Annotated in this window: 22 protein-coding genes; 10 read left to right on the forward strand and 12 right to left on the reverse strand. The window is 67.5% G+C overall.

All coding sequences use genetic code 11. The annotated features are described in order from the left end of the window. Positions 1 to 7 precede the first annotated feature (7 nt). The 9 genes from U4Y88_RS01825 to U4Y88_RS01865 all read left to right on the forward strand — a co-directional run bounded on the left by U4Y88_RS01825 (position 8) and on the right by U4Y88_RS01865 (position 7445). Positions 8 to 1297, forward strand: coding sequence for an MFS transporter (locus U4Y88_RS01825; RefSeq protein WP_321781808.1), 1290 nt, complete (start codon positions 8 to 10; stop codon positions 1295 to 1297). A 233-nt stretch (positions 1298 to 1530) separates the two neighbouring features. Further along, the gene (locus tag U4Y88_RS01830; RefSeq protein ID WP_224005838.1) at positions 1531 to 1833 is read left to right on the forward strand and encodes a type II toxin-antitoxin system MqsR family toxin; all 303 of its coding nucleotides are present in this window, start codon (positions 1531 to 1533) and stop codon (positions 1831 to 1833) included. A 2-nt stretch (positions 1834 to 1835) separates the two neighbouring features. Continuing rightward, positions 1836 to 2237: a type II toxin-antitoxin system MqsA family antitoxin gene (locus U4Y88_RS01835; RefSeq protein ID WP_224005841.1), complete on the forward strand. Its 402-nt coding sequence runs from the start codon at positions 1836 to 1838 to the stop codon at positions 2235 to 2237. Positions 2238 to 2375: 138 nt separating this feature from the next. Beyond that, positions 2376 to 2747 carry a GFA family protein gene (locus tag U4Y88_RS01840; protein ID WP_310631583.1) on the forward strand — a complete coding sequence of 124 codons (372 nt, stop codon included), beginning with the start codon at positions 2376 to 2378 and terminating at the stop codon, positions 2745 to 2747. Continuing rightward, entirely contained in the window at positions 2744 to 2923 is a 180-nt protein-coding gene (locus tag U4Y88_RS01845; RefSeq protein ID WP_224005847.1) for a hypothetical protein, read from the forward strand. The genes U4Y88_RS01840 and U4Y88_RS01845 overlap by 4 nt, the downstream gene beginning before the upstream one ends. Positions 2924 to 2930: 7 nt before the next feature. Then, on the forward strand, positions 2931 to 3671 hold the full coding sequence (locus U4Y88_RS01850; protein ID WP_224005850.1) for a response regulator: 741 nt from the start codon (positions 2931 to 2933) through the stop codon (positions 3669 to 3671). After that, positions 3668 to 5041: a HAMP domain-containing sensor histidine kinase gene (locus tag U4Y88_RS01855; RefSeq protein ID WP_310631584.1), complete on the forward strand. Its 1374-nt coding sequence runs from the start codon at positions 3668 to 3670 to the stop codon at positions 5039 to 5041. Before U4Y88_RS01850 ends, U4Y88_RS01855 begins: the two co-directional genes overlap by 4 nt. 186 nt (positions 5042 to 5227) lie before the next feature. Further along, positions 5228 to 6157: a methyltransferase domain-containing protein gene (locus U4Y88_RS01860; protein WP_224005856.1), complete on the forward strand. Its 930-nt coding sequence runs from the start codon at positions 5228 to 5230 to the stop codon at positions 6155 to 6157. Positions 6158 to 6257: 100 nt separating this feature from the next. Further along, positions 6258 to 7445, forward strand: a complete 1188-nt coding sequence (locus U4Y88_RS01865; RefSeq protein ID WP_321781810.1) for a GNAT family N-acetyltransferase — start codon at positions 6258 to 6260, stop codon at positions 7443 to 7445. Between the two features lie 61 nt (positions 7446 to 7506). Here the strand turns inward: U4Y88_RS01865 and U4Y88_RS01870 are convergent, their stop codons facing one another. Beyond that, positions 7507 to 7875 carry a cupin domain-containing protein gene (locus U4Y88_RS01870; protein WP_224005862.1) on the reverse strand — a complete coding sequence of 123 codons (369 nt, stop codon included), beginning with the start codon at positions 7873 to 7875 and terminating at the stop codon, positions 7507 to 7509. A 316-nt stretch (positions 7876 to 8191) separates the two neighbouring features. On the opposite strand from U4Y88_RS01870, the gene U4Y88_RS01875 reads away from it, so the two are divergent. Continuing rightward, the gene (locus tag U4Y88_RS01875) at positions 8192 to 8533 is read left to right on the forward strand and encodes a DUF4148 domain-containing protein (RefSeq protein ID WP_321781812.1); all 342 of its coding nucleotides are present in this window, start codon (positions 8192 to 8194) and stop codon (positions 8531 to 8533) included. Here the strand turns inward: U4Y88_RS01875 and U4Y88_RS01880 are convergent. From U4Y88_RS01880 to U4Y88_RS01930, 11 genes are all read right to left on the reverse strand, one after another. Continuing rightward, positions 8518 to 8967 (reverse strand): Rieske 2Fe-2S domain-containing protein, encoded by a 450-nt coding sequence (locus tag U4Y88_RS01880; RefSeq protein ID WP_321781814.1) that lies wholly within the window; start codon positions 8965 to 8967, stop codon positions 8518 to 8520. The genes U4Y88_RS01875 and U4Y88_RS01880 overlap by 16 nt on opposite strands. A 215-nt stretch (positions 8968 to 9182) precedes the next feature. Further along, positions 9183 to 11147, reverse strand: a complete 1965-nt coding sequence (locus U4Y88_RS01885) for an acid phosphatase (protein ID WP_321781816.1) — start codon at positions 11145 to 11147, stop codon at positions 9183 to 9185. Between the two features lie 210 nt (positions 11148 to 11357). Continuing rightward, complete coding sequence (locus tag U4Y88_RS01890) at positions 11358 to 12347, reverse strand: LysR family transcriptional regulator (protein ID WP_321781818.1); 990 nt, start codon at positions 12345 to 12347, stop codon at positions 11358 to 11360. 149 nt (positions 12348 to 12496) lie between these two features. After that, complete coding sequence (locus U4Y88_RS01895) at positions 12497 to 14101, reverse strand: EAL domain-containing protein (RefSeq protein ID WP_321781820.1); 1605 nt, start codon at positions 14099 to 14101, stop codon at positions 12497 to 12499. A 408-nt stretch (positions 14102 to 14509) separates the two neighbouring features. Beyond that, complete coding sequence (locus tag U4Y88_RS01900; protein WP_321781822.1) at positions 14510 to 15730, reverse strand: glycosyltransferase family 87 protein; 1221 nt, start codon at positions 15728 to 15730, stop codon at positions 14510 to 14512. A 316-nt stretch (positions 15731 to 16046) separates the two neighbouring features. Continuing rightward, positions 16047 to 17213 carry a molybdopterin-synthase adenylyltransferase MoeB gene (gene moeB / locus U4Y88_RS01905; RefSeq protein ID WP_321781824.1) on the reverse strand — a complete coding sequence of 389 codons (1167 nt, stop codon included), beginning with the start codon at positions 17211 to 17213 and terminating at the stop codon, positions 16047 to 16049. A gap of 31 nt (positions 17214 to 17244) precedes the next feature. Continuing rightward, positions 17245 to 18471, reverse strand: coding sequence for an acyl-CoA reductase (locus U4Y88_RS01910; RefSeq protein ID WP_321781826.1), 1227 nt, complete (start codon positions 18469 to 18471; stop codon positions 17245 to 17247). Continuing rightward, positions 18468 to 19937 carry an AMP-binding protein gene (locus U4Y88_RS01915; RefSeq protein ID WP_321781828.1) on the reverse strand — a complete coding sequence of 490 codons (1470 nt, stop codon included), beginning with the start codon at positions 19935 to 19937 and terminating at the stop codon, positions 18468 to 18470. The genes U4Y88_RS01910 and U4Y88_RS01915 overlap by 4 nt, the downstream gene beginning before the upstream one ends. Further along, positions 19934 to 20728, reverse strand: coding sequence for an SDR family NAD(P)-dependent oxidoreductase (locus tag U4Y88_RS01920; RefSeq protein WP_321781830.1), 795 nt, complete (start codon positions 20726 to 20728; stop codon positions 19934 to 19936). Before U4Y88_RS01920 ends, U4Y88_RS01915 begins: the two co-directional genes overlap by 4 nt. Positions 20729 to 20782: 54 nt before the next feature. Next, positions 20783 to 21550 carry an enoyl-ACP reductase FabI gene (gene fabI / locus U4Y88_RS01925; RefSeq protein WP_321781832.1) on the reverse strand — a complete coding sequence of 256 codons (768 nt, stop codon included), beginning with the start codon at positions 21548 to 21550 and terminating at the stop codon, positions 20783 to 20785. Further along, positions 21547 to 22605 (reverse strand): acyl-protein synthetase, encoded by a 1059-nt coding sequence (locus tag U4Y88_RS01930; protein WP_321781834.1) that lies wholly within the window; start codon positions 22603 to 22605, stop codon positions 21547 to 21549. Before U4Y88_RS01930 ends, fabI begins: the two co-directional genes overlap by 4 nt. Positions 22606 to 22633 lie beyond the last annotated feature (28 nt).

A 22633-nucleotide genomic window follows, 5' to 3' on the forward strand; every position in this document is an offset into this window, starting at 1 on the left:
GCGCCGCATGAGCCAGCCAGACGATTCCTCCGATTCCTCCGAAGCCTCGACCGGCATGTTCCGTTCGCTGCGCAGCTTCAATTACCGCGTGTGGTCGGCGGGCGCGCTGGTCTCGAACGTCGGCACGTGGATGCAGCGCACCGCGCAGGACTGGCTCGTGCTCACCGGCCTCACGCATCACAGCGCGGCGGCCGTGGGTGTCGTCATGGGCCTGCAATTCGGGCCGCAATTGCTGTTTCTGCCGTGGTCGGGCTATGCCGCCGATCACTTCGATCAGCGCCGTCTGCTGATGTTCACGCAGGCCGCGCTCGGCGTGCTTGCGCTGCTGCTCGGCCTGCTCACGATCACGGGCACGGTGCAGCTCTGGCACGTCTACGTGTTCGCGTTTCTGTTCGGCAGCACCACCGCGTTCGATTCGCCGGTGCGCCAGACCTTCGTCTCCGAACTGGTCCGCGACGGCGATCTCGCCAACGCGGTCGCGCTCAACTCCACCTCCTTCAACGCCGCGCGCATGATCGGGCCGGCCGTGGCGGGCGTGGTGATCGCCTCGGTGGGTGTGGGCTGGGCGTTCGTGCTCAACGGGCTCTCGTTCATTGCCGTGCTGGTGTCACTCACGCGGCTGCGCACCTCGGAGCTGCGTCAACGCGCGCGCGCGAAGCCCAGGAAGGGCAGCCTCGTGGCGGGCTTTCGCTACGTGTGGTCGCGCCCCGACCTGAAGGCGATCGTGGTGATGCTGTTCCTGATCGGCACGTTCGGCCTGAACTTCCCGATCTTCATCTCGACGATGGCCGTGCGCGTCTTTCACGCCGATGCGGGCGGCTACGGCCTGCTGTCGTCGCTGATGGCGGTGGGCACGGTGTCGGGCGCGCTGTTCGGCGCGCATCGCAGCCGCCCGCGCTTCGAGTCGCTGCTGATCGCGTCCGCGGTGTTCGGCGTCGGCTGCGGGCTCGCGGCGATTGCGCCGAGCTACGGGTGGTTCGGCGCGGCGCTCGTGCTGATCGGCGTGGCGGCGCTCACGGTCACGACCGAGACCAACAGCCTGATGCAGCTGTCGACCGAGCCGTCGATGCGCGGACGCGTGCTGGCGATCCGGCTCGCGGTGGCGCTGGGCGGCACGCCGATCGGCGCGCCGATCGTCGGCTGGGTGGCCGATCATCTGGGGCCGCGCTGGGCGCTCGCCGTGGGCGCGGCGTCGGGGATCGCGGCCGCGGCGGTGGCGGCGCGGGTGATGTGGCGGGAGAAGGCGGGCGATTCGGGCGATTCGGGCGATTCGGGCGAGACCGGGCGCGAGGCTTAGCGAGGCCGTCTCTGCCCGGCGCGCGCCGCGCCCGCGTTCTGGACTATAGGCCGAATGTCCAGACAGGATCGACATCAAGATTCGGCATGCGCGAAAGCGATTCCAGGACGCGCCGGCGGGCATGCTGCTCGATCCGGCAAAAACGTTATTGGCCTGCTTTCGTTGTGCGTGTGTTCTAGCGATGGCGCGGAATTAACCTACTTGCCAAATTAACCGAGTAGGTTAAAATTCCGATGGAAAAGCGCACCCCGCATTGCAAACTTTCGCGGATTCACGAAATGGTGCGGGCAGGGCATGTCCGCGCCACACGCAGCGCTTACGAAGGCGCGCTCGAATTGGGCATTCACGATCTCTCTGGCATGTGTGCGGTCGTGCTGCGCCTCGTACCCGGCGATTTCCACAAGAGCATGACGACCCATGCCGATCATCGCGTGTGGCAAGACGTGTATCGCACGACCGTCGAGCAAGGGCGGGGCGTGTATCTCAAGTTGACCGTCGTCGACGACGTGCTGGTCGTCTCGTTCAAGGAGTGGTGATCGTGAAATGTCCGGCCTGTGGCGGCGCGAATCTGGTCCGTGAGACGCGCGACCTGCCTTACACCTATAAGGGCGAGGCGACCGTCATTGCATCGGTGACGGGCGACTATTGTCCGGCGTGCGGCGAGGCGGTATTCGAACGCGCCGAAGGTGACCGTTACGCCGGGCGCATCGCCGCGTTTCAGCGCGAAGTGAACGCCGCTTATGTCGATCCCGGCTTCATCTCATCGGTGCGCCGCAAGCTCAATCTCGATCAGCGCGAGGCCGCCGAGATTTTCGGCGGCGGCATCAACGCGTTTTCCCGTTACGAAAACGGCAAGACCAAGCCGTCGCTGGCGCTGGTGCAACTGCTCCGGCTGCTCGACCGTCACCCGGATCTGCTCGACGAAATCCGGGCGGCCTGACCCCCAATCCCCCCAAATTCATCCCGCCGTGCAATGTTTTGTGTCGCCCCCAAACACAGATACATTGCGATACAAACGCCGTCTCCCGCTGCGCTATAAAGCATCCATCGCCATTACACGCAACGAGGAGCCCGCATCATGGAAGCCAGCCGCCACACCGGCTCGTGTCACTGCGGCGCCGTGCGCTTCGAGGTCCGCACCGCGCTCGCGCCCGCCGCCCGCTGCAATTGCAGCCTGTGCCGCCGCAAGGGCGCGCTGATGTCGCCGCCGCTCGACGCCGCCGATCTCACCATCGTCGCGGGCGAGGATGCGCTCACGCTCTATCAGTTCAACACGCGCGTCGCGAAGCATTACTTCTGCAAGCACTGCGGCATCTATCCGTTTCATCAGACGCGTCTGGACCCGAAGCGCTGGCGCGTCAATCTCGGCTGCCTCGACGGCGTCGACGCCAACGCGCTCGAAGCCGGTCTGAACAACGGCGCGAGCCTGTCCGTCGTGGAGGACGCATGAAACGCCTGCTCGCTCTGTTCGCCCTGCTCGCGGGCGGTCTCGCGACCGAAGTCGCGCATCCGCTCTCATGCACGCTGATGTCGCCCGCGCGGCGCGAAAAACGCGAGGGCCGCAGCGGCGGCATCGCCCATCCCGACCGGCGCGGCGCGCGTCGGCAAACCCAGCCCGGAGTATGATCGGCGCATGGAAAAAATCGACCATATCCTGATCGTCGACGACGATCGCGGCATCCGCGAACTGATCGCGGGCTACCTCGAAAAGAACGGCATGCGCGTGAGCGTCGCGGCCAACGGACGCGAGATGCGCGCCGCGCTCGAGAACGGCGCGCCCGATCTGATCGTGCTCGACCTGATGATGCCGGGCGAGGACGGCCTCGTGCTCTGCCGCGATCTGCGCGCGAGCCGTTTTCGCACCGTGCCCGTCGTCATGCTCACGGCGCGCAGCGAGGAAACCGATCGCATCGTCGGGCTCGAAATGGGCGCCGACGACTACGTGCCGAAGCCCTTCGCCGTGCGCGAACTGCTCGCGCGCATCCGTTCGGTGCTGCGCCGCACGCGCATGCTGCCGCCCGGCATGCAGGTGACCGAAACCGCGCCGATGCTCGGCTTCGGCGAATGGCGTCTCGACACCACGGCGCGCCATCTGCTCGACGAGGAAGGCACGCTGGTCGCATTGAGCGGCGCGGAATACCGGCTGCTGCGCGTGTTCCTCGATCATCCGCAGCGCGTGCTCACGCGCGATCAGCTGCTCAATCTCACCCAGGGCCGTCAGGCCGATGCGTTCGACCGCTCGATCGACCTGCTCGTGAGCCGCCTGCGCCAGCGTCTGCGCGACGGCGCGCGCGAGCCGCGCTACATCAAGACGCTGCGCAACGAGGGCTATGTGTTCTCGTCGTCCGTCGACGTGATCGAAGGTTCGGCATGAGCACGGCCACGCACGATGCGGCTGGCGCGGTGCCGTCCGGCACGCGCGGCGGCGGTCCGCTGCACTGGCCGCGCTCGCTGTTCGCGCGTCTCGCGCTGATTCTCTGCGTGGGCCTCGCGCTCGCGCAGACGCTCTCGGTCTGGCTCACGCTCACCGAACGCGACGAGACCACCGCGAACATGATGATGGATTACGTCGAGCGCGAAGTCGCCAGTTCGGTGGCGCTGCTCGACAATCTGCCGCCGCCCGAGCGCGCGGCCTGGCTGCCGCGTCTCGCGCGCCGCAGCTATCAGTTCCTGCTCGATCCGGGCGTGCCCGGCGTCGCGCCCGATGCGGCACTGTCGCGGCGCTACGAGACGGCGATCGAGCGCGGCATCGGCAAGCATTACGCGCTGACGGTCAATGCGATTCCCGGCGACGACGAGCATTTGCAGGTGCATCTGCGTCTCTCGGACGGCTCGCCGCTGACGATCGACGTGCATCCGATGAGCTCGCTGCCGCTGTCGCGCTGGCTGCCGCTCGTGCTGGTCGGGCAGCTCGTGGTGCTGGCGCTGTGCTGCTGGCTGGCGGTGCGGGTGGCGACGCGTCCGCTCGACGCGCTCGCGCGCGCGGCCGACGGTCTCGGTCCCGATCTCAAGGCCGAACATCTCGACGAGCACGGTCCATCGGAAGTGGCGCGCGCGGCGCGGGCGTTCAACGCGATGCAGGCGCGTATCGCGGGTTATATGGCCGAGCGCATGCAGATTCTCGCCTCGATCTCGCACGACCTGCAGACGCCGATCACGCGCATGCGTCTGCGCGTCGACACCATGGACGACGACGAGCAGGGCGCGAAGCTGCGTCAGGATCTGCAGGAGATGGAGCAGCTCGTGAAGGAGGGCGTGGCTTACGCGCGCACGCTGCACGGCGCGTCGGAAGTGCCGGTGCGTCTCGATCTCGATGCGCTGCTCGACAGCCTCGTGTGCGATTACGTCGATGCGGGCAGCGATGTGGCCTACGACACGCGCACGGCCGTGGCCGTGGTGACACGCGCCAAGGCGCTCAAGCGCATCGTCGGCAACTTCGTCGATAACGCGCTGAAGTTCGCGGGCGCGGCCGAGATCGAACTGACCGCCGGGCCGGGCGGCAACGAAGTGACCATCGCGGTGCTCGACCGCGGGCCGGGCATCCCGGAGGAGTCGCTGGAGAAGGTGTTCGAGCCGTTTTACCGGCTGGAGACGTCGCGCAATCGCGGCACGGGCGGCACGGGTCTCGGGCTCGCGATCGCGCGTCAACTGGCCTCGGCGATGGGCGCGCGGCTCACGCTGCATAACCGCGTCGGCGGAGGGCTGGAGGCGCGGCTGGTGTTGAAGAAGGATGGGAACGCTTGAACACTTGAGCGGGCCGTGCCCGCGTTCTGCAAGTGCATGCTGAAAAACGGCGCCGCGACCCGGCGCCGTTTGCTTTTGCGAATCGCTGCGAGATCACGGTGTGGATCACCACGCCTGCCCGCGCCGCCGCGTGTCGTAATCCACCAGAACTATGGCGGCTCGCGCGCGTGCGCGTGAGGTATTGATGTGAGCATTGTCCGCCTCGGCGCGCACGCAACCGGCCACGACCTCATGCACACGACGACCCACGGCGGACCGCGCAACACGCTGCGCCGCGCGCTCAAGCAACCGTTGCTCAATGCCGTCGCTCGTCTGCCGGATGGCGTGCAGCGCGCCATGTTCGCGCCGCGCATGCGCCGCATCTGCATCCGTGTGCCGCTGCTGCGAGCGGTCTATTCGGGCTGTCTGCGCCGCCATCCGTTCGATCTGCAATACGGCATCGACACGAGCGGGCTCGTCGATGCGCAGGCGCTCCAGCGCGATCCCGGCCTCGTCGCGCAACTCAATCCGTACATGGGCTCGCAGCCCACCATCATTCGTCGCGCGATCGACACGCTCGGCGATATCGCGGGTTACACCTTCATCGATATCGGCTGCGGCAAGGGGCGTCCGCTGGTGGTCGCGTCCGAGTATCCGTTCGCGCGGGTGCTCGGCTACGACATCAGCGCCGACCTCGTGAAAACGGCCAACGACAACGCGCTCGCGATCGCGGGCCGCTTCGCGCATCGGCCGCCGATTCGCGCGGTGACGGCCAACGTCGCCGACCTCGTGCTGCCGCCCGGCGACGCGGTCGTGTTCATGTTCAATCCGTTCGGCCCCGAACTGATGGCGACGCTGCTCGCCAAGCTGGAAGCGGCGCTCGCGAGCGGCACGATCGGGCATCTGTTCGTGGTCTACGACAACCCCGTGTGCGGCGAGGTGTTCGACGGCTCGCCGCATCTGCGGCGCTGGTTCGCGCGCATGTTCGCCTACGACCGCGGCGAGCTGGGTTTCGGGCCCGAGGAACGCGAGGGCGTGGTGATCTGGCAAAGCGTGCGCGGCGCGCGGCCCGATGCGTTCGCGGACCGCCATCGCCGCATCACGTCCCGCGACCGCATGAGCGCGTCGCTCGATTAGCGCGTGCTTTTTACGTCGGTTTTTGCCGCTGTTTTCTCTGCCGTTTTCGCTGCCGTTTTCGCGTCTTCCAAGCGTCTGGTAACGCTCAACGAGGAGTCCCGTGACGACCACCACGATCCCGCTGCCCGCCGCGTCCGCCACCACGACGCCGTTTCGCTTCGAAGTCCTGACCTGCGCGACGATCGAGGCGTTTCGCGCCTTGCAGCCGCAATGGCGCGCGCTGCTGGCGAAAAGCGAGGCCGTGTCGCCGTTCGTCGATTTCGCCTATGCCGAGCTGGCCGCCGAACGAGCGCTTGCGAACGGCGCGGTCGTCGAAGTCGCGGCGGTCTACGAGGAACTCGACGTCTGCGTGCTCTGGCCGGTCGCGATCGAGCGCCGGGGCGTGCTGCGCTGCGCGCAGCCGCTCGGCAGCGGTTGCGGCGAGGAATACGGCGGCCCGCTGATCGCCGATACGCGGCGCGCCGAGTTCTACGAAGCGGCCGTGCGCGCGGTCCGGCGTCTTCATGCCGACCTGCTGAGCGTGCCGATGCTCGAAGAGGGCAGCGCGTTGCAGCTCGCGCTCGCCGCCGCGCCGCAATCGTGGGTGCGCCGCCGGCTGCCCGCGCGCTGGCGCGAGATGCCGGGCTTTGCGATCGGTTTGCGCGCCTACGCCGACTGGGACGACTATCTCGCGACGCGTCATTCGTCCTTGCGCGCGGCCCTGCGCGCGAGCCTCAAGCGGCTCGGCAAGCTCGGTCACGTGAGTTTCGACTGGTGCGCGAACGCGGAGGAAGCGCATGACGTGCTCACCTGGCTGTTCGCGAACAAGCGCCGCTGGGCGCTGGCGCGCGGCATCGATTCGCCGTATCTGATGGACGACAGCGTGCGCGATTTCTTTATCGAACTGGCGCAGCGCATCGACCTGTCACGCACGCCGCTGGTCGCCTGCGTGAAGGTGGAGGGGCGGCCCGTGGCGGCGTCGGTGAATCTCGTCGGCGCGCAGTCGGTCGAGTATTTCATCACGACCTACGACGAAGCGTTCGGGACGTATTCGGTCGGCAATCTGCTGGTCGAATTCATCGCGCAATGGGCGCACGCGCACAGGCGCGATTTCGATTTCCGTCCGCTGCACGGCGATTACAAGCTGCGCTGGGCGGACCGGCACTCGCGCCACGAATCGCGGCTCGTGGTGCTGCGGGCGCGCGGACGCCTGATCGAAGGGCTCTTGCTGGCGCGCGTCGCGAAGCGCGTGGGCCGCAAGCTGCTGTCGATCGTGCGCTCGCGCAGGAAGCGCGAACGCAGCGAGTGAGTCGCCGATAGTCGGGCTAAGCGCTTCAGGACAGCATTCGCGAAATCGCTCACGACGCCATTCACGACGCCAGCGGGATGAACACGTTGAACTGGCCTTCGTCGGGGTGACGCGAGCGATGACCCTTGCCCGTCGTGTCCTCGCAGAGCACGACCGTACCGGGTTCGCAGTGGCGCTTGTCGCCGTCGCTGGTTTCGAATTCGACCCAACCCGTCATCCAGATCACGAATTGCCGCACGGGCGTGGTGTGCCAGTCGGCTTCCTTGAGCCCGGCGGGCACCCAGCCGAAGCGCACGGCTTTCGCGGGCTCCCACGTCGAAAGATAGATCGGCGGAATGCCGGGAAAGAGTTCGAGCGGCGTGAGCGCAATGTCGATGTCCTCGAAATGGGACTCGCCCTGAGCGTCGGCATAGATGCGTAGGCATTTCATGAGGCGCTTCCTCCGGGCGGCCCCGAGCGGCCGCATGGAGGTCGATCATGCGCCGCGCGCTCCGATCGTGCAATTTGGGGCATGGCGCGCTGCAGCGCGTTCAGGCGTGTTTCGGGGCGCGTTTGTATCGGCATGTGTCCACGCCGCGCGCAGACACAGCGCCTTGCAAAAGTGCCGCACTGCGCAAACATGCCAGATACGTGCGGGGCGTCAAATACCTCCATGCCAGTCAGCGACGCCGAACACGGCGAAACGAAGCGGACTGGACGCCGCGCCCGACGCGCGGTTCATTCAACCGAACCTGGAGGTGAATACCATGAAGCTGATCCAATCCCTGATCGTCGCCGCTGTCGTTGCCGTTCCCGCTGCGCTTCCGGCCGCTGCGTTCGCGCAGTCGAATGCGCCCATCACGCGGGCGCAAGTGCGCGCGGAACTCGTGCAGCTGCAACAGGCGGGCTACAACCCGGCCGCCGATTACACGCAGTATCCGCAGAATATCCAGGCCGCGCTGGCGCGTGAAAGCGCGCAGAGCGGCGCGGCGGACGCGGCGTATGGCGGCGCGGCGAATGGATCGGCGAGCGGGGCGAAGGGCGTTTCGGTGTCGCCTGCTGCGCAGCAGGACGTGCCCGGTCTCGGCCCGATCTACGCGCACTCCTGATGTGTGGCGCGGCGTGTGCCGCCCGCGAGCGGCACGCGCACCCAGACGATGCCGTCGCGTTCGTGCGCCTCGTGGACGGCGGCGTGAATCGCCGCATCGCAGCGCGCCGAGGTCGTGCTGCTGATGAGGCGGATCTGCTGGCCGTTCACGTCGAAGCGCCAGCCGTGCGAGGCGCAGGCGATCAGGCCGCCCGTCACCTGGCCGTCCGACAAGGTCTCGCCGCGATGCGGGCAGCGGTCGTCCCAGACGTGGATGCCGCCTTCGCCGTCGCGCCAGACCACGAGCTTCGCGCCGTCGAGCGTGGCGGCGCGCGCGCTGTTGTCCGCCACGTCGGCGCTCGCGCACAGCGGCGTCCAGCGCGGCGCGGCGTCGTGCGAGGACGCGTCCAGCAGGGTCGATAACGGATTCAGCAGCGGATTCAACGGCTCATTCATCGGCGCAATTCAGAAAGCAGAAAGCCGGCGCGCGGCCGGCAGGTTCGCAAGGGAATCGTCCGATAGTAATGGATCGCGCCGCGGTTTGCCTCGCGCCATGCAAAAAGCCCCGGCAAGCCGGGGCTTTTGTTCATCGAGGCTGAATCGGCCGATGAAGCGACAGATGCATCGACAGATAACCCGGCCGATAAACCGGCCGATAAATCAGCGCCGCATCACGACGACAGCTTCACCGACACGCCCGTCGACGTATACACCGGCGTGGCCTTGAAGCCGTCGACGGTCACGCTCGTGAAGGACTTCGTCGCGCCGCCGCCTTCGATCAGGTCGAGCGTGTCGCCGGCCTTCGGCGTGTAGCCGTTGACGAACTTCACGTGCAGCGCGCCGCCCGCGATCGTGAGCTGGCCGCCCACGCGCAGACGTCCGCCGCCGTTGCCGTCGATATCGAGTTCGAGCGTGGTGTTGGCGAGCTGCGTGTACTTGCCCGTCACCGCGACCGGCGCGCTGGCGCTCACGGCCACGCCGCCGGCGCCCACGTAGACGTCGCCGCTGCCGAATGCGTTCGCCGAGCCTGCCGCGAGCACGCCGCCGCTGATCTGCGTGCCACCGCTATAGCTGTTGTTGCCCGCGAGCGTGAGCGTGCCGCTGCCTTGCAGCGTGAGCTTGCCCGTGCCGGCGATGTCGTTGCGCCAAGTGTCGGCGGCGTTGAAGCCGCCCTGGGTGGCGTCCATCGACACGACCACGTTGCCGTTGAACTGGCCGTAGCCGTCGCCGGCCGCGAACATGTTCAGGCGGCCCCAGCCTTCGGCGTCGTCCATCACCGGATAGCCCGAGGCGAGTTCCGTCGTCTTGAGCACGACGCGGCGCTGGTCGGCGCTCAGGTACGGGAAGCGCGTTTCGAGCAGCACTTCGGCGCCCTTGGGCACGACGGGCGGCGCTTCGGTCGACTCGATCGGCGAGAAACCGAAGGTCATGCGGCGCGCGAACTCGGTCTTGTTGGTCGCGTAGTCGGCGAAACGGTCGGTCGTGGCCGTGCCCGAATGCGCGTAGGCGGAGAAGCTCGTCGCGGTGGTGCCCGTGGCCTGCATCAGCGCGCTGTGCGCCTGCGTGTAGGCCGCGCTCTTGAGCGTGGCGTTGGCCGGATCGTAGAGATTCGCGGCCGTGGCGGCGAGCGCGAACATGCGGCCGCCGATCACGTCGAGCGGCGAGTGCATGCCCGCGAGAATGCGGTTCTCGCCGAGTTCGAGACCGCGGCTCGCCATTTCCTGGAAGCGTTCGGGCACGACGTAGGCCATCGTCATCGCGTCGCGCATCGCTTCGGCTTCGTGGCCGCTGATGAAGCCGCCGTCGGTCGACGGCGTGGTGCTGATCGCGGGCACGAGCGTCGGATCGACCACCACGGCGGTGCTCCAGCGGAACGGGCGCGCGTACTTGTAGAAGCGCTTGGCCGGTTCCGTCGAGGCGTTGTTGCCCATCGTGGTGAGCAGATCGACGACCTTGCCGAAGGTGGCGTTGGTCGTGCTGCCGACGCCGACGTTGTTGCCCGAGTCGTTGTAGAGCGTCGTGGTGGCGTCGGACGGGATCGACGTGATGCTGGTGGTCTGCTGCGCCGCCGTGCGCCAGGCGCTCGTGAGCGGGCCCATGCCGTCGGTCACGCTGTAGCCCTTGCCGCGACGGTCGTCGTAGTAGGCCGCGTCGGCCTGCGCCTGGGTGCGCTGCGTGGTGGCGTTGACCACGTACTGCACGTTCGCCGTGTGCACGGTGTTGTTGAGCACGGCGCCGCCGGGCGTGCCGTCGTTGGGCAGGCCGGTCCACGTCGATTGCGTGACGGCGGGGAACGAGCCGTTCGCGGCGGCGCTCACGCCCGCGTCGACGAGCAGCGTCAGCGGCTGCCAGATGTCGAGGAAGCGCGCGCCCACGCGCACGCCCGCGTTGGTCGCGAGCGTCGCGTAGCGCGCGTCGCCGCGCTGGTTCGTCGCGATGTTGTCGACGAAAGCGGGCACGTCGGGAATCGGCGCGTTATCGACGAAACCGGGGTCGGCGGGCGCGGCGGGAATCGCGCTCGTGGTCGTCGCGGCGTCGTGACTGCCGCCGCAGGCGGCCAGCGCGGCGAAGCTCGACAGCACCGCGAGGCGCAGGGGAAGAAGGCGGCGCGAAGCGCGGCGGTGTGAAGCGGACATCAGGGAACTCCGTCGTCGTGGTTAACGGCGGCGGATTATGGTCATGCCCCATTACTCGCGAATTACAGAAATATTTCGTAAGTGTTAATCCGTTCACTATCTGAAAGTCGGAAAGGCGGCGATAAAGGGCGAAAGCCGCGCCATGAAAAGGCTTTAAACGGATTGAGCCGCGCGGGAATAGCGAATCGAAACAAGGCTCTAATTGCGCGTTTATTTTTGCGTGCTGGCCGATTTACGCGCGCGCGGCGTGCCGGCGGCAGCGCCCGCGCCCGTGGCGGCCAGACGCGGCGACACCATTTGCTTACCGCGATGGCGGACTTCCTTACTGAATTCGAGGCAGGTCTGCGTCATCAGATCGGTCGAGCGATAGACCATATAGACGTCGTAATCCGGCAATTCGTCGCGGATCGGCAGCGGCTTGAGCGCGTCGGGATTGAGCACGAGCGGGCCGGTGCGCCCGTAAAACACGAAATCGGACCAGACGCTGATGACGTCGGTGCAGGTCGCGAGCTGCAAGCCGAGCAGATTCGAACTGCTGAGCACGACGTTGCGCGGCATCTCCAGCCGATGCAGGCGCATCAAACTCGCGAGCGGGCTGCCGGGATCGTCGAGCGGATCGAGTGAGAGCCATTCGGCGTCCATCAGCGAGCGGATGCGCGTGGTGCGCCCGAGCGGATGGCCGGGCCGCGCGGCCACCAGCATGCCCACCGAAAAGAGCGGCTCCCACTGGAAGGCGTTCGTGCCCGGGCCGCTGTTGGTGGAGATCAGCGCGATGTCGAGATGGCCTTCGCGCAGACCTTCGAGAATCTGCTGCGGGCGCATTTCATAGGCGTGAATCGCCACGCCCGGATAACGCGCGCGAAACGCGGCGATCGCCTCGGGCAAGGGGCCGCTCGACGCGACGGCAGAAAAGCCGATGTTCAGTTGCGCTTCGGCGTGGCCGCGCATCGACTCGATGTCTTCGAGCGCGTGCCGCAATTCATGCTCGACCACGCTCGCGCGCTTGACCAGCGCGCGGCCGTAGGGCGTGAGGCTCACGCCGCGCACGGAGCGCGAGATCAGCGTCACGCCGAGTTCGCGTTCGAGTTCGGCGATGGCTTTCGAGAGCGCGGGCTGCGAAACGTGCAGGCTGCGCGACGCGTTGTGCATGCTGCCGTGCTGCGCGAGCGCGAGCAGGACGCGCAACTGATGCAGTTTCATCGGCGGGCGTCCTCGCGCGCGGTGACGATGCCGGTCGATCGGGAATACAGCGGGCGCTCGTGATGCATGGCAGGCCGATTGTTGGAGGTCGAAAGACGGATTGTGAAGTCTTTCGTCGGCGCTGAGAAGCGGGCGATATCCCGACCAGGCTAGAGCGTCGGCTGCGAATCCGCCGATGCGCGTGTGTGCGCCTGCGCGCGATTCTGGCCGATCCAGCGCACGAGCTCCTGCGCCGCCATCGCCTTCGCGTAGTACCAGCCTTGCCCGTACTGCACGCCTCGTTCGCGCAGCCACGCGGCCTGCGCCGCCGACTCGACGCCCTCGGCCACGATCTCGACATTCAGCTCGTGCGCCATCGCGATGATATGCGGCGCCACGACGCTCGACGCGCTCTCCTGGACGACCGTATCGACGAACGATTTGTCGATCTTCAGGACATCGACTTCGAAGGTCTGCAGGTAGGCGAGGCTCGAATAACCGGTGCCGAAATCGTCGATATAGACGGGATGGCCCGCTGCCCGGAAGGCGGCGATCACGCCGCGCGTGGTGTCGTGATTCATGAAGCTGCGCTCGGTGGCCTCGATGCGGATCTGTTGCGGCGCGATGCCTGTTCCGGCCAGCGACGCATCGAGCCGGTTCAGAAAGCGCAGGCTCGACAGGTCCTCGGCGCTCACGTTGATCGTGACATAGAAGGCCGGATTGGCGACCAGCAGCGAAACCAGTTGCGCGAGGGTCTTTTCCAGCACGAGATCGGTCAGCGGCTGAATCAGACGGTTGTCTTCGGCGACGCGCACGAAGACGTCGGGCGAGATGGCGCGGCCATTGAGCGTCCAGCGCACCAGCGCTTCGACGCCGACGCATTCGCCGTCGGCGAGCCGCACGACGGGCTGATACACCACGTCGATCTTGCGGCGCGCGATGGCCCATTCGAGCGTGGCGGGAAACGACAGTTGCCGCGTGATGCGCCGATAGACCAGCCAGCCGAATGCGGCCGCCACGACGACGCCGACGGCGAGCCAGGTCGCGAGCACCTTGGGCCAGTCGCCGAGCACGCTGCCGCGCGGCGACCGGACGACGACGCCGAGCGGACGCGTCGCCGATTGCGCCACCGCGTAGTACCACTGATCACTTTTCACGTCGCCGCCGTACTTCCACGCATCGAGCATTTCGGCGGGATCGACGCCGGGCGAAATCGCCATCAGCGTGCCGGTCGTGATCTGGATTGCGGCGATCGGACGCCGCGCCGGATCGATGAGATCGACATAGGAACCGGAATCGACCGACACGTAATTGCCATTGCGGCCGATCTGAATGTCCTTGCGCACGTCGCTGAGCGGACTCTTCTGGCGGAACCAGACGAGATAGCCATCGGCGCTGCGATAGTCGGGCGGCGGCAACGCGATATTTTTCGTGCTGATGTCGCCGAGCAGCGGCGAGCAGAGATAGTGGCCGTCGCCATACGCGCCCGCGTCCTGGACGTAGCGATAGTTGTAGACCACGCGCGCCGCCTGATGCAGCCGATCCGGCGAGCAGACCGGACCGGGAATGCGGTCGAGATCGGAGAGCGCGGCGAAGGCCTGATACGTCACGAGCTCCGCGCGCATGACCGCCTTGTTTGCAAACTCACGCAGTTCCTCGCGGTCGCGGCTCTCGGCGTCCTTGCTGGCGACATAGACGCTGATGAGCACCGGGCCGATCGTCGCGAGACAGCCGAGGGCAATCGAAGCCGAAATCAGCGTGAGGCGCTTGATCATGTCGAAGCCGTATCGGTGAGGGGGATGGCAGGGAATTCGCTTTATGTCGCTGTCTCGACAACATCAGCCTGAAGCATAGCGTTTTGCGCTCCGTTTTCAACGAATGCAGACATTGCAATGGCGATAATGCGAGGCAGGTATTTTTTTGGTGCACCAGGTCTTCAGTGCTTCGACAGCGAACGCGGTTTCGGCTCTGGCGGGGTGAGCGAGATCGCGTCCAACGCTGCGAGCCCAAGCTATGCGGACAAGGCCCGTTGGCGGCGGGCCTTGAGGCTGAGATCGCAGTGCGATGCTCGCCGGGTGGAAGATCCGTGACGTGGCGATGTTGATTGATTAGCGCGTGTGAAGACGTGTTGCCGGACGCTCGCTCATATCCCTGAGTGCCACCAGGCGATCGAATTCGTCCTCTTAAATTGCGCTCCCGCGCAGGTCGCGCCCGGAGCAACTGCGGTCCTGACTGCGTTTCGCTACGAGTGCAACCCGACGCACATTCATCCCGAGCAGGCATGCGAGGACGAACGGCGCGACCTGAAGATGCAAGGCGCTGGCGAGCGGACTCATGACCACCGGCAATAGCCAGGCGGCGACGAGCACCTCCCGTTCGCCGCGCAACCAGCCATCCCGCAACCCGATCAGCGCCAACCAGGCAATCGGAAAGGCCAGCCACGCAAGGTCGTAGTCGAACACATACGGACTCACGAGGAAGGTGGCCGTCATCAACGCCGCTCCGCGCAATCCCCAATCCTGGGAACGCCGCCACACGAACCAGACAGCGAGAACAGCGCATCCCGCGCCGATCGCATGGACGAGGTATGCGCTACCGACAGGCGCACCGAGCAGGCGCATCAAGGCGAAAGCGGTCGGCATCTTCGGCCAGGGCAGAAAGCCGCCCTCGAGAAATACGCGTGCATAACGAAGACTTCCGAGGCAGGCAGTCAGCGTGGGCGTCCCTAGCGTCAGCGAGCCGAGCGCCAGAAAAATCACCGCCGTCGTCGCCGCCGCGATGATCGCGCGCCACGCACCAATCGCCAGCAAGGCGACAGGAAACAGCAGCGCGAGATGGGGCTTGATGGCGAGGAGTCCGATGAACACACCGGCCAGAACGGGGCGCCGCTTCAGGCAGAGCACGGCCGCTGCCGCCAGGGTCGCAGTCAGAAACGCATTCTGGCCATGAAAGATATTCATCCATAGTCCAGGGAAGGCCGCTATGCACCACTTTGCATGCGTATTCCAGACGACGCGGCGCAATGCCAGCAAATACAGGCATAACGTCGGCAAGATGAAGGCCCAATACGCAACGATATAAGGCAGCAATGCCAAAGGCAAAACGAGTAAATAAAAAGTCGGCGGGTAATACCACACGAAAACCGATTGCGATGCCGGTACGCCGATCTTTTCAGCCGCGAACAATAGCGGGATCTGGTAGGCGTCCGCGGCGTGTCCCGCAAGTGCGAGATGCGATGCGGCCCAAAACGTGATGAAGTCGTAGCCGAGTGGCTTGCCTTTCATGTCCACCATGTCTTTCGACATCACGATCCAGCAAATGGCTGCGAGTATGAACATACCCAGCAAGATGCGAGGGTAATTCGTGAAGCGCTCCCGATCCAGCCAATGGTGTTTGATGGACATGTGGTACTCCCCCGATTGTTTTCTTTTCTATGAAGAGACTGGCCGCGGCAGCGATCGTCCGGGGCGAAACGCTGCGTGACGGGCTGTCTCTCACTAATAGTTAAGTGCAAGCATTGCCATTCGGTCCGTGTGTGCTGATCGCATCTTGATTCGGCGCGATCGTGCTCCGCCTGACCGATGCGAGGTCATTGCGCAGTCACAGACTAGGGCGCTGCGTGAGTGGAGTCTGTCGGGGATTATCCTGAGACTTTGAGCGCTTCCTAACATTATTCGTCTCGCATGGTGTTGCGGCTCGGTATGCGTGCCCTAGCCGTTTTTAGCGCGCCACGCCATCAGTCCCACGGCCAATGAATCCCGACCCCGCCTCGCAACGCCGATCCGACTGTCCACCATCCGCGTCACTCAGGCGCTCGCCGCAACAAGGGCAATCGGGATCCGGCTGAAGCGCGATGCGATTGAAGCGCATGCCGAGCAAGTCGAGTTCCAGAAGCGTGCCCGTTAGCGGCTCGCCGATTCCGAGAATCAGCTTGATGGCCTCCGTCGCCTGCAAGACGCCGATCACACCGGGCAGCACGCCCAGCACGCCCGCCTGCGAGCAATTGGGCGCGAGCGCGGCGGCGGGCGGCAGGGGAAACAGGCAGCGATAACAGCCGCCTCGCGCGCGCGCCGGCCAGAACACCGCGACCTGCCCGTCGAATGACTGCACCGCGCCGTACACGAGCGGAATCTGCAGTGCCGCGCAGGCATCGTTGACGAGATAGCGCGTGGCGAAATTATCCGAACCGTCGACGACGACGTCGTGGTCGCGCAGCATCGCGTTGGCATGGTCCGTATCGAGCCGCGTGCGTCGCGCCGAGATCGCAATGCGCGGATTGATCGCGAGGAGCGCGCGCGTCGCCGAATCGACTTTCGGCACGCCGATGTCGGCGTCCCGATGCAGGATCTGGCGCTGGAGGTTGCTGCGCTCGACCACGTCGTCGTCGATCAGCGTGATGTGGCCGACACCGGCGGCGGCGAGGTAGAGCGCCGCGGGCGATCCGAGTCCGCCCGCGCCAATCAGGGCGACTCGCGCCGCGCCGAGCGCGCGCTGGCCTTCGAGTCCGATTTCCGGCAAGCGCAGGTGCCGCGCATAGCGCTCCAGAAATTCGGGGTCGGCCGCCGCGGCGCTCATCGGCAGTTGCGCCGCCTGCCAGGCCTGCGTGCCGCCCCGTACCGATGCGAGCCGCGTGTAGCCGCATCGTTGCAGCGCCTCGGTGCATTGACGCGAGCGCACGCCGCTCGCGCAAATCAGCATGACGGGCGCGTGGAGATCGGCGAGCCATTGCGCGGGCGCGGCTTCGAGTTCGGCGCGGCTGACGCCGATGGCGCCCTCGGCCATGCCCGCCGCGCGCTCGCCGCTCTCGCGCACGTCGATCAGGATCGCGCCGGTTTGCTGGCGCGCGTGCGCTTCCTGGGGAAGCAATTCGTCGATCGGGGTCTGCATGGTGTGCCTCCGTGCGCCGCCTGTGTCGGGGTCAGGCAACGCTCACGAGTCGGGTGAATTCGCGCAGCAGATCGTAGCCGTCCCAGACCGGATCGAAGGCGAGCGCGCCGCCGAGCGGCACGATGCGGTCGAGCGCGCGTCCGCCCAGCCGCTTCGCGAAGTCGCTCATGCGTGCCGCCGTGAAGCCGTAGTAGCTCAAGGTCTGGTCCTGGCGCAGCAGCAGCGCGGCCAGTTCGTCGAGCGAGTCAAGCCGGCGCTGCGCGAAGCTGCCTGTGCCGAGCCAGCGGCGCGGCGGCGCGGCGCCGGGCGCGAGATCGACTTGCGCAATGGCGTTGCCGCAGAAACGGATCGCATCCACTTGCGCGTCGACGGCCAGGCCGTAGGTCGCGACCTGCTTTTCGATGGCCATGGCGGCGTCGAGTTGCGGGCCGCGCGCCTCGATGACTTCGGTGAGCGCGGCGAAAAACGCGTGTTGCGCACGCGCGACCTCGGGCGCGGCGCCGATCCAGAAGATCGTGCCCGGCGATGCACAGGCCGCCTGGCCAAATAGATAGGCATCCGTATGAAAAAATTCGGCGGCGCGGCGTTGGGCGGGCGCGTCGTCGGCGAGATAGGCGGCTGCGTCGATCACGGCGAAGGAGCTGCGGTTGGGGAACGTCAGATCGCGCGCGTGAGGTGCGATCGGTGCACGGCGGATCTGCTGGATCGCCGCGTCGCCGCCCCAGAGCACGCGCAGATCGCAGGCCGACGACAGCGCGGCGGTCGTCGCCTCGTCGGTGCGATCGTAGCTGGCGATGCGCTGTGTCGCGGCGATGACGGGCGCGGCGTCGCGCGCGGCATCGTTCAAGATGTCGAGCACGGGCTGGAGCACCGCGCCGCCGCGCGTGGAGATCCGCACGACGTTGCAGTTGCCCGCGAGCGCGGCCAGCGCCCACGAGTACATGAAGACGGTGTCGGCGTTCCCGGGCGCGACATGAAACAGCAGGCCGCGCGGAAAACGCAACTGGCGTGGTCCCGATTCGAGCCGCGCCAGTTCCGTTTCAAGGCGCTTGCGCCGCAGGAACGCGCCCAGCGGCGCGAGTTCGGGAAACGCGCGCGCGAGCGCGGGCTGGCGCAGGCGCTGGCCGACTTCATCGAGGAAATCGAGCACGCGCGCGTCGCCGGTCGCGAGCGGCGGCGCGGCGCGCTCGCGCAGCAGCGGCGCGAGCAATGCGTCGGCGTCGCACGCGTGCGAGAAGGGGAACAGCACGGAGATCATGCGGCCGTCCCGTCGATGCTGCGTGGGGCAACAGCGGGGTGCACAGCGGTGTCCAACGCGGCATGCGCGGCCGCCGCGAGCATCCGGTAATCGACCTTGCCGTTGCTCAGCACCGGCAGATGCTCGATCGCGCGCGCTTCCACGCCACGGCGATTCAGACGCAGCCGCTCGGCCACGCTGCGCGCGAGGCGATCGAGCCGCGCCGGGTCCGGCTCGCCTTCGCACCACAGCACGATGGCGTCGTCGTCGCGCGACACCGCCGCGCTCGCGCCCGGCGCGCCCGCTTCCGAGGCGAAGCGCTCGACCGCGTCGAGATTGATGCGCAGGCCGAAGATCTTGGCCATCCGCTTGAGGCGGCCTTCGAGAAACAGATAGCCATGCGTGTCGAAATGGCCAATGTCGCCGGTCTGCAGCACGCCGTGGTGCTCGTCGCCGAGCGAGAGTGCGGCGGCGTCGTCCGCGTAGCCCATCATCACGCTGGGCCCGTGAAAAATCACTTCGCCGCTGATGTCGGGCGCTTGCGTATCGACGCCGTCCTCGGTGCGGATCGTCAGACGCGCGCCCGGCACGGCCAGTCCCACCGACGCGCTGCGCGCGTGCAACTGGTCGGCGGGCAGCACCGCCATGCGCGCGGTCGCCTCGGTCTGCCCGTACATCAGATGGAATCGGCCGCCGACGCGCTCCATGTCGCCCGCCACGAGTTCGGCGAGTTCCGCGCGCATGCGGCTGCCCGACTGCGTGAGCACGCGCAGCGACGGGTGCGCGCCGGGGCGCCAGTGAAGGCGGGCCAGCAGCTCGTAGGTGTGCGGCACGGCGGCGAAAGAGGTGGCTCGATGGCGGTCGACGGCGCTCCAGAATCCCGGGCTGATGACAGGCTCCGCCGTCACCAGCACCGTGGCGCCAGCGGCGAGATGGCTGTTCAGCACCGAGAGCCCGTAGCCGAGATGAAACGGCAGGCTCGTCGGCGCCACGTCGTGCGCGCCGATGTCGAGCGCGGCGACGATCGCATGGGCGTTGGCGAGCACGCCCGCACGCGAGAGGCGCACCATGCGCGCGGCGCCGGTCGAGCCCGAGGTGGTCATCAGCAAGGCCAGCTCGGGGTGTGTCGGCGCGGCGCGTTCGATGCGGCGCAGGCCGTGCTGCGTGCGTTCGTAGCCGATGGGCAGGCGATCGGGCGGCGCATGGTCTTGCCAGACGCCGGCGGGCTGGAAGCGCTCGCACAACTCGGCAAGCGTGTCCGAATCCGCGTCGGGGGCGAGCAAGGCGACGGGCCGATGCGCGTGCAGCGCGGCGAGGTAGCGGCAGACGCTGTCGATGTCCCATCCCACGGGCAACAGCAGCAGCCCCGCTGAAAAGCCGCGCAGCTCGCGGCTCATGGCCTCGATGCGCGCATCGAGGTCGCCGCCGCGCAGGGTCGCGCCGCTCGCGGTGTCGATCAGGCAGGCTTGGGCGCCGAACGGGTTCATAGGACGAGTCCTCCATCGATGCCGAGCACCTGGCCCGTGACGAACGACGCCTGATCGCCGAGCAGGAAGGCGATCACGGCCGCGACTTCGGCGGCGCTGCCGACGCGCCGCAAGGCCGTCTGCGCGCAGCGAGCCTCGATCAGCGCGGGCGGCAGGTCGGCGATCAGGTCGGTGTCGATCAGCCCGGGCGCGACCGCGTTCACGCGGATGCCCAGCGGGCCCAGTTCGCGTGCGGCGCTGCGCGCGAGCGCGCCCATTGCCGCCTTGGTGGCCGCGTAGACGCTTTGCCCGGCCGCGCCGCATTCGCCGACGAGCGAGGCGAGCAGGACCATCGCGCCACGGCGGCGGCGCATCATGACCTTCGCGGCCGCCTGAAGCGCTTCGACAGCGCCGAGCAGATTGATATCGACGATCTCGCGCGCAACCGGCGCGTCGATCAAGCCGAGCGGCGTGCTTTTCATGACGCCCGCGCTGATCACGAGTGCGTCGAGGCCGCCGTGCCGCGTCGCCACCGCGCGCACGGCCGGTCCCACCGAGGCGAGGTCGCGCAGGTCGAGTTCGATGCCTTCGGCTAGCACGCCATAATCGTCGGCGATGCGTCGCGCCTGGGTCTCGGCGGCTTGCTGCCGCGTGCCCGTCAGCACGACGGTCGCGCCGCCCGCGGCCAGTTCGCGCGCGGTCGCAAGGCCGATGCCGCGCGTGCCGCCGATCACCAGCGCGACGCGTTCGGCGCGGCTTGAAGGTTGGGGCTGCGGTTGCGGTTGCGGCGATGAGTCGTTCGATCCGGTCATGGTGCGGGGTGCTCCCGAGGTTGGCGCGCGGCGCTCACAGCGTGGGGGCCGAAGTCAGAGGCCGGTCACATGAAATCCGCCGTCCGCATGCACGATTTCGCCGGTGGTGGCGGGCAGCCAGTCGGACAGCAGCGCGACGCAGGTGCGCGCCACCTTGCCGGTATCGGCGGTGTCCCAGCCCAGCGGCGCGCGCGCCTGCCACGCGGCGGCGATCTCGTCGAAGCGCGGCTCGCCGCGCGCGGCGGCGGTCCGCAGCGGCCCCGACGCCACGAGGTTCACGCGGATGCCGCGTGGTCCGAGTGCGCAGGCGAGATAGCGCGCCGCGCCTTCGAGGCCGGCCTTCGCCACGCCCATCCAGTCGTAGCCCGGCCAGGCCACGGAGGCGTCGAAATCGATCCCGACGATGGCGCTGCCGGGCGGCATCAGCGGCGAGAGCGCATGCGCGAGCGCCGGCAGCGACCATGTCGACACCTGCAGGGTGCGCGCCGCGTCGTCCCAGTTCGCCGCGACGAAGTCCGCGCCGATCGCGCCCGGCGGCGCCCACGCGATCGAATGGACGATGCCGTCCACGCGCGGCACGAACTCGCGCGTGCGCTCGGCGAGCGAGGCGAGTTGCGCGGCGTCGGTCACGTCGAGTTCGATGACGGGCGGCGGGTTCGGCAGACGCTGCGCAACGTGTTCGACCATGTGCAGCCGTCCGTGTCCGGTGAGCACGATCCGCGCGCCCTCGTGCTGGGCGCGCTGCGCGACGCCGAACGCGATCGAGGCATGGTTGATCACGCCGGTGATCAGCACGCACTTGCCGTCGAGCAGCCCGCTCATGGCGCGCGCGCCGCGCTGGCGGGCGCGTCCGGCGCCGTGTCGGAGCAGCCGCGCGCTTCGGCTTTCGGCAGCCGACCGAGCACCGAAAAGCGCTTGCCGGGCCATTCGCCGTCGTCGATGCCGTGAATCACGCCGAGATCCTCGGTGAGCAGGATGTGGCCGGGATGCGTGCGCGGCGCGGTGCTCAGGACTTCGAGTACGCCGGGTACGCCGATCGCGGCCTCGCGCCAGGTCTGCGGATCGCGCACGATGACGTCGGCGAACGGCGGCGAATAGAGGCCGTCGCCCGAGGCCGATTCGACGTGAATGGTGCCGCCTTGCTCGACCATGCCGTAGAAGTTGTGGCAGCGCGCGAGCCCGCATGCCGCGCGAAAATCCGCGCGAAACCGCTCGGGCGAGACCGCCTGGCTGGCGAGCTTTTTCCATCCGCCCGTGTGCAGCAGCACGCCGTTCGACAGATCGAGCGCGCGGCGCGCAGCGTGCGCGTAGAGCCGCGTCCAGACCGGCCCTGTGAAGCCGAAGATCAGGAACGGCGCGTGAGCGTGCCGGGCGAGGAAGCGGTCGAGCGCGTCGGCGTCGACGTTCTGGTCGGCATCGAGCGCGAACACGTGATCGCGCCCGGCCTGCATCACGCCGAGCACGGTGGCGCCGCGAATCGACGCGCGTTCGCTGCGCACCGAGGCGGGCGTATCGACGATCAGCATCGGCAGCCGCCGTGGACCGATCAGGTTTTCGAGCGTCTGCGCGAGCAAGTGCCGCTGACGTTCCATCGCGGCGCGATCGAGCGCGATCTGGCTCGCGCCCGTGCCCGTCGTCCCCGACGACGTGAGCGTGGCGACCGTTTGCGCGCCGCTGGCGCTCAGCCGGTGCGTCTTGAAGAGGCGCACCGGCAGCCACGGCAGGTCGGCCAGCCGCTCGTAGCGCCGCGACGCCGTGTGACCGATCGCATCGAGCACGCGCGCGTAGCCCGCGCACGCGCCGCGATGATGCGCGATCAGCTCGATCAACTGCGCGAGCAACGCGGCTTCGCGTTGCACGTTGGCTGGCGGATTCATGGGCGAATGCATCAGCGCGTCGGCAGTG

Origin of the sequence: Paraburkholderia sp. J94 (assembly GCF_905220285.1) — a bacterium.
GTDB classification, from domain to species: Bacteria; Pseudomonadota; Gammaproteobacteria; order Burkholderiales; family Burkholderiaceae; genus Paraburkholderia; species Paraburkholderia tropica_A.

Bases quoted from the DNA above. Each gene is read 5' to 3' on its own strand.
- U4Y88_RS01840 (WP_310631583.1), top strand. From the start codon at position 2,376: ATGGAAGCCAGCCGCCACACCGGCTCGTGTCACTGCGGCGCCGTGCGC.
- U4Y88_RS01845 (WP_224005847.1), top strand. From the start codon at position 2,744: ATGAAACGCCTGCTCGCTCTGTTCGCCCTGCTCGCGGGCGGTCTCGCG.
- U4Y88_RS01890 (WP_321781818.1), bottom strand. From the start codon at position 12,347: ATGAAACTGCATCAGTTGCGCGTCCTGCTCGCGCTCGCGCAGCACGGC.
- U4Y88_RS01930 (WP_321781834.1), bottom strand. From the start codon at position 22,605: ATGAATCCGCCAGCCAACGTGCAACGCGAAGCCGCGTTGCTCGCGCAG.
- U4Y88_RS01915 (WP_321781828.1), bottom strand. From the start codon at position 19,937: ATGAACCCGTTCGGCGCCCAAGCCTGCCTGATCGACACCGCGAGCGGC.
- U4Y88_RS01885 (WP_321781816.1), bottom strand. From the start codon at position 11,147: ATGTCCGCTTCACACCGCCGCGCTTCGCGCCGCCTTCTTCCCCTGCGC.
- U4Y88_RS01850 (WP_224005850.1), top strand. From the start codon at position 2,931: ATGGAAAAAATCGACCATATCCTGATCGTCGACGACGATCGCGGCATC.
- moeB (WP_321781824.1), bottom strand. From the start codon at position 17,213: ATGCAGACCCCGATCGACGAATTGCTTCCCCAGGAAGCGCACGCGCGC.
- U4Y88_RS01830 (WP_224005838.1), top strand. From the start codon at position 1,531: ATGGAAAAGCGCACCCCGCATTGCAAACTTTCGCGGATTCACGAAATG.
- U4Y88_RS01875 (WP_321781812.1), top strand. From the start codon at position 8,192: ATGAAGCTGATCCAATCCCTGATCGTCGCCGCTGTCGTTGCCGTTCCC.
- fabI (WP_321781832.1), bottom strand. From the start codon at position 21,550: ATGAGCGGGCTGCTCGACGGCAAGTGCGTGCTGATCACCGGCGTGATC.
- U4Y88_RS01910 (WP_321781826.1), bottom strand. From the start codon at position 18,471: ATGATCTCCGTGCTGTTCCCCTTCTCGCACGCGTGCGACGCCGACGCA.
- U4Y88_RS01825 (WP_321781808.1), top strand. From the start codon at position 8: ATGAGCCAGCCAGACGATTCCTCCGATTCCTCCGAAGCCTCGACCGGC.
- U4Y88_RS01855 (WP_310631584.1), top strand. From the start codon at position 3,668: ATGAGCACGGCCACGCACGATGCGGCTGGCGCGGTGCCGTCCGGCACG.
- U4Y88_RS01920 (WP_321781830.1), bottom strand. From the start codon at position 20,728: ATGACCGGATCGAACGACTCATCGCCGCAACCGCAACCGCAGCCCCAA.
- U4Y88_RS01895 (WP_321781820.1), bottom strand. From the start codon at position 14,101: ATGATCAAGCGCCTCACGCTGATTTCGGCTTCGATTGCCCTCGGCTGT.
- U4Y88_RS01900 (WP_321781822.1), bottom strand. From the start codon at position 15,730: ATGTCCATCAAACACCATTGGCTGGATCGGGAGCGCTTCACGAATTAC.
- U4Y88_RS01880 (WP_321781814.1), bottom strand. From the start codon at position 8,967: ATGAATGAGCCGTTGAATCCGCTGCTGAATCCGTTATCGACCCTGCTG.
- U4Y88_RS01870 (WP_224005862.1), bottom strand. From the start codon at position 7,875: ATGAAATGCCTACGCATCTATGCCGACGCTCAGGGCGAGTCCCATTTC.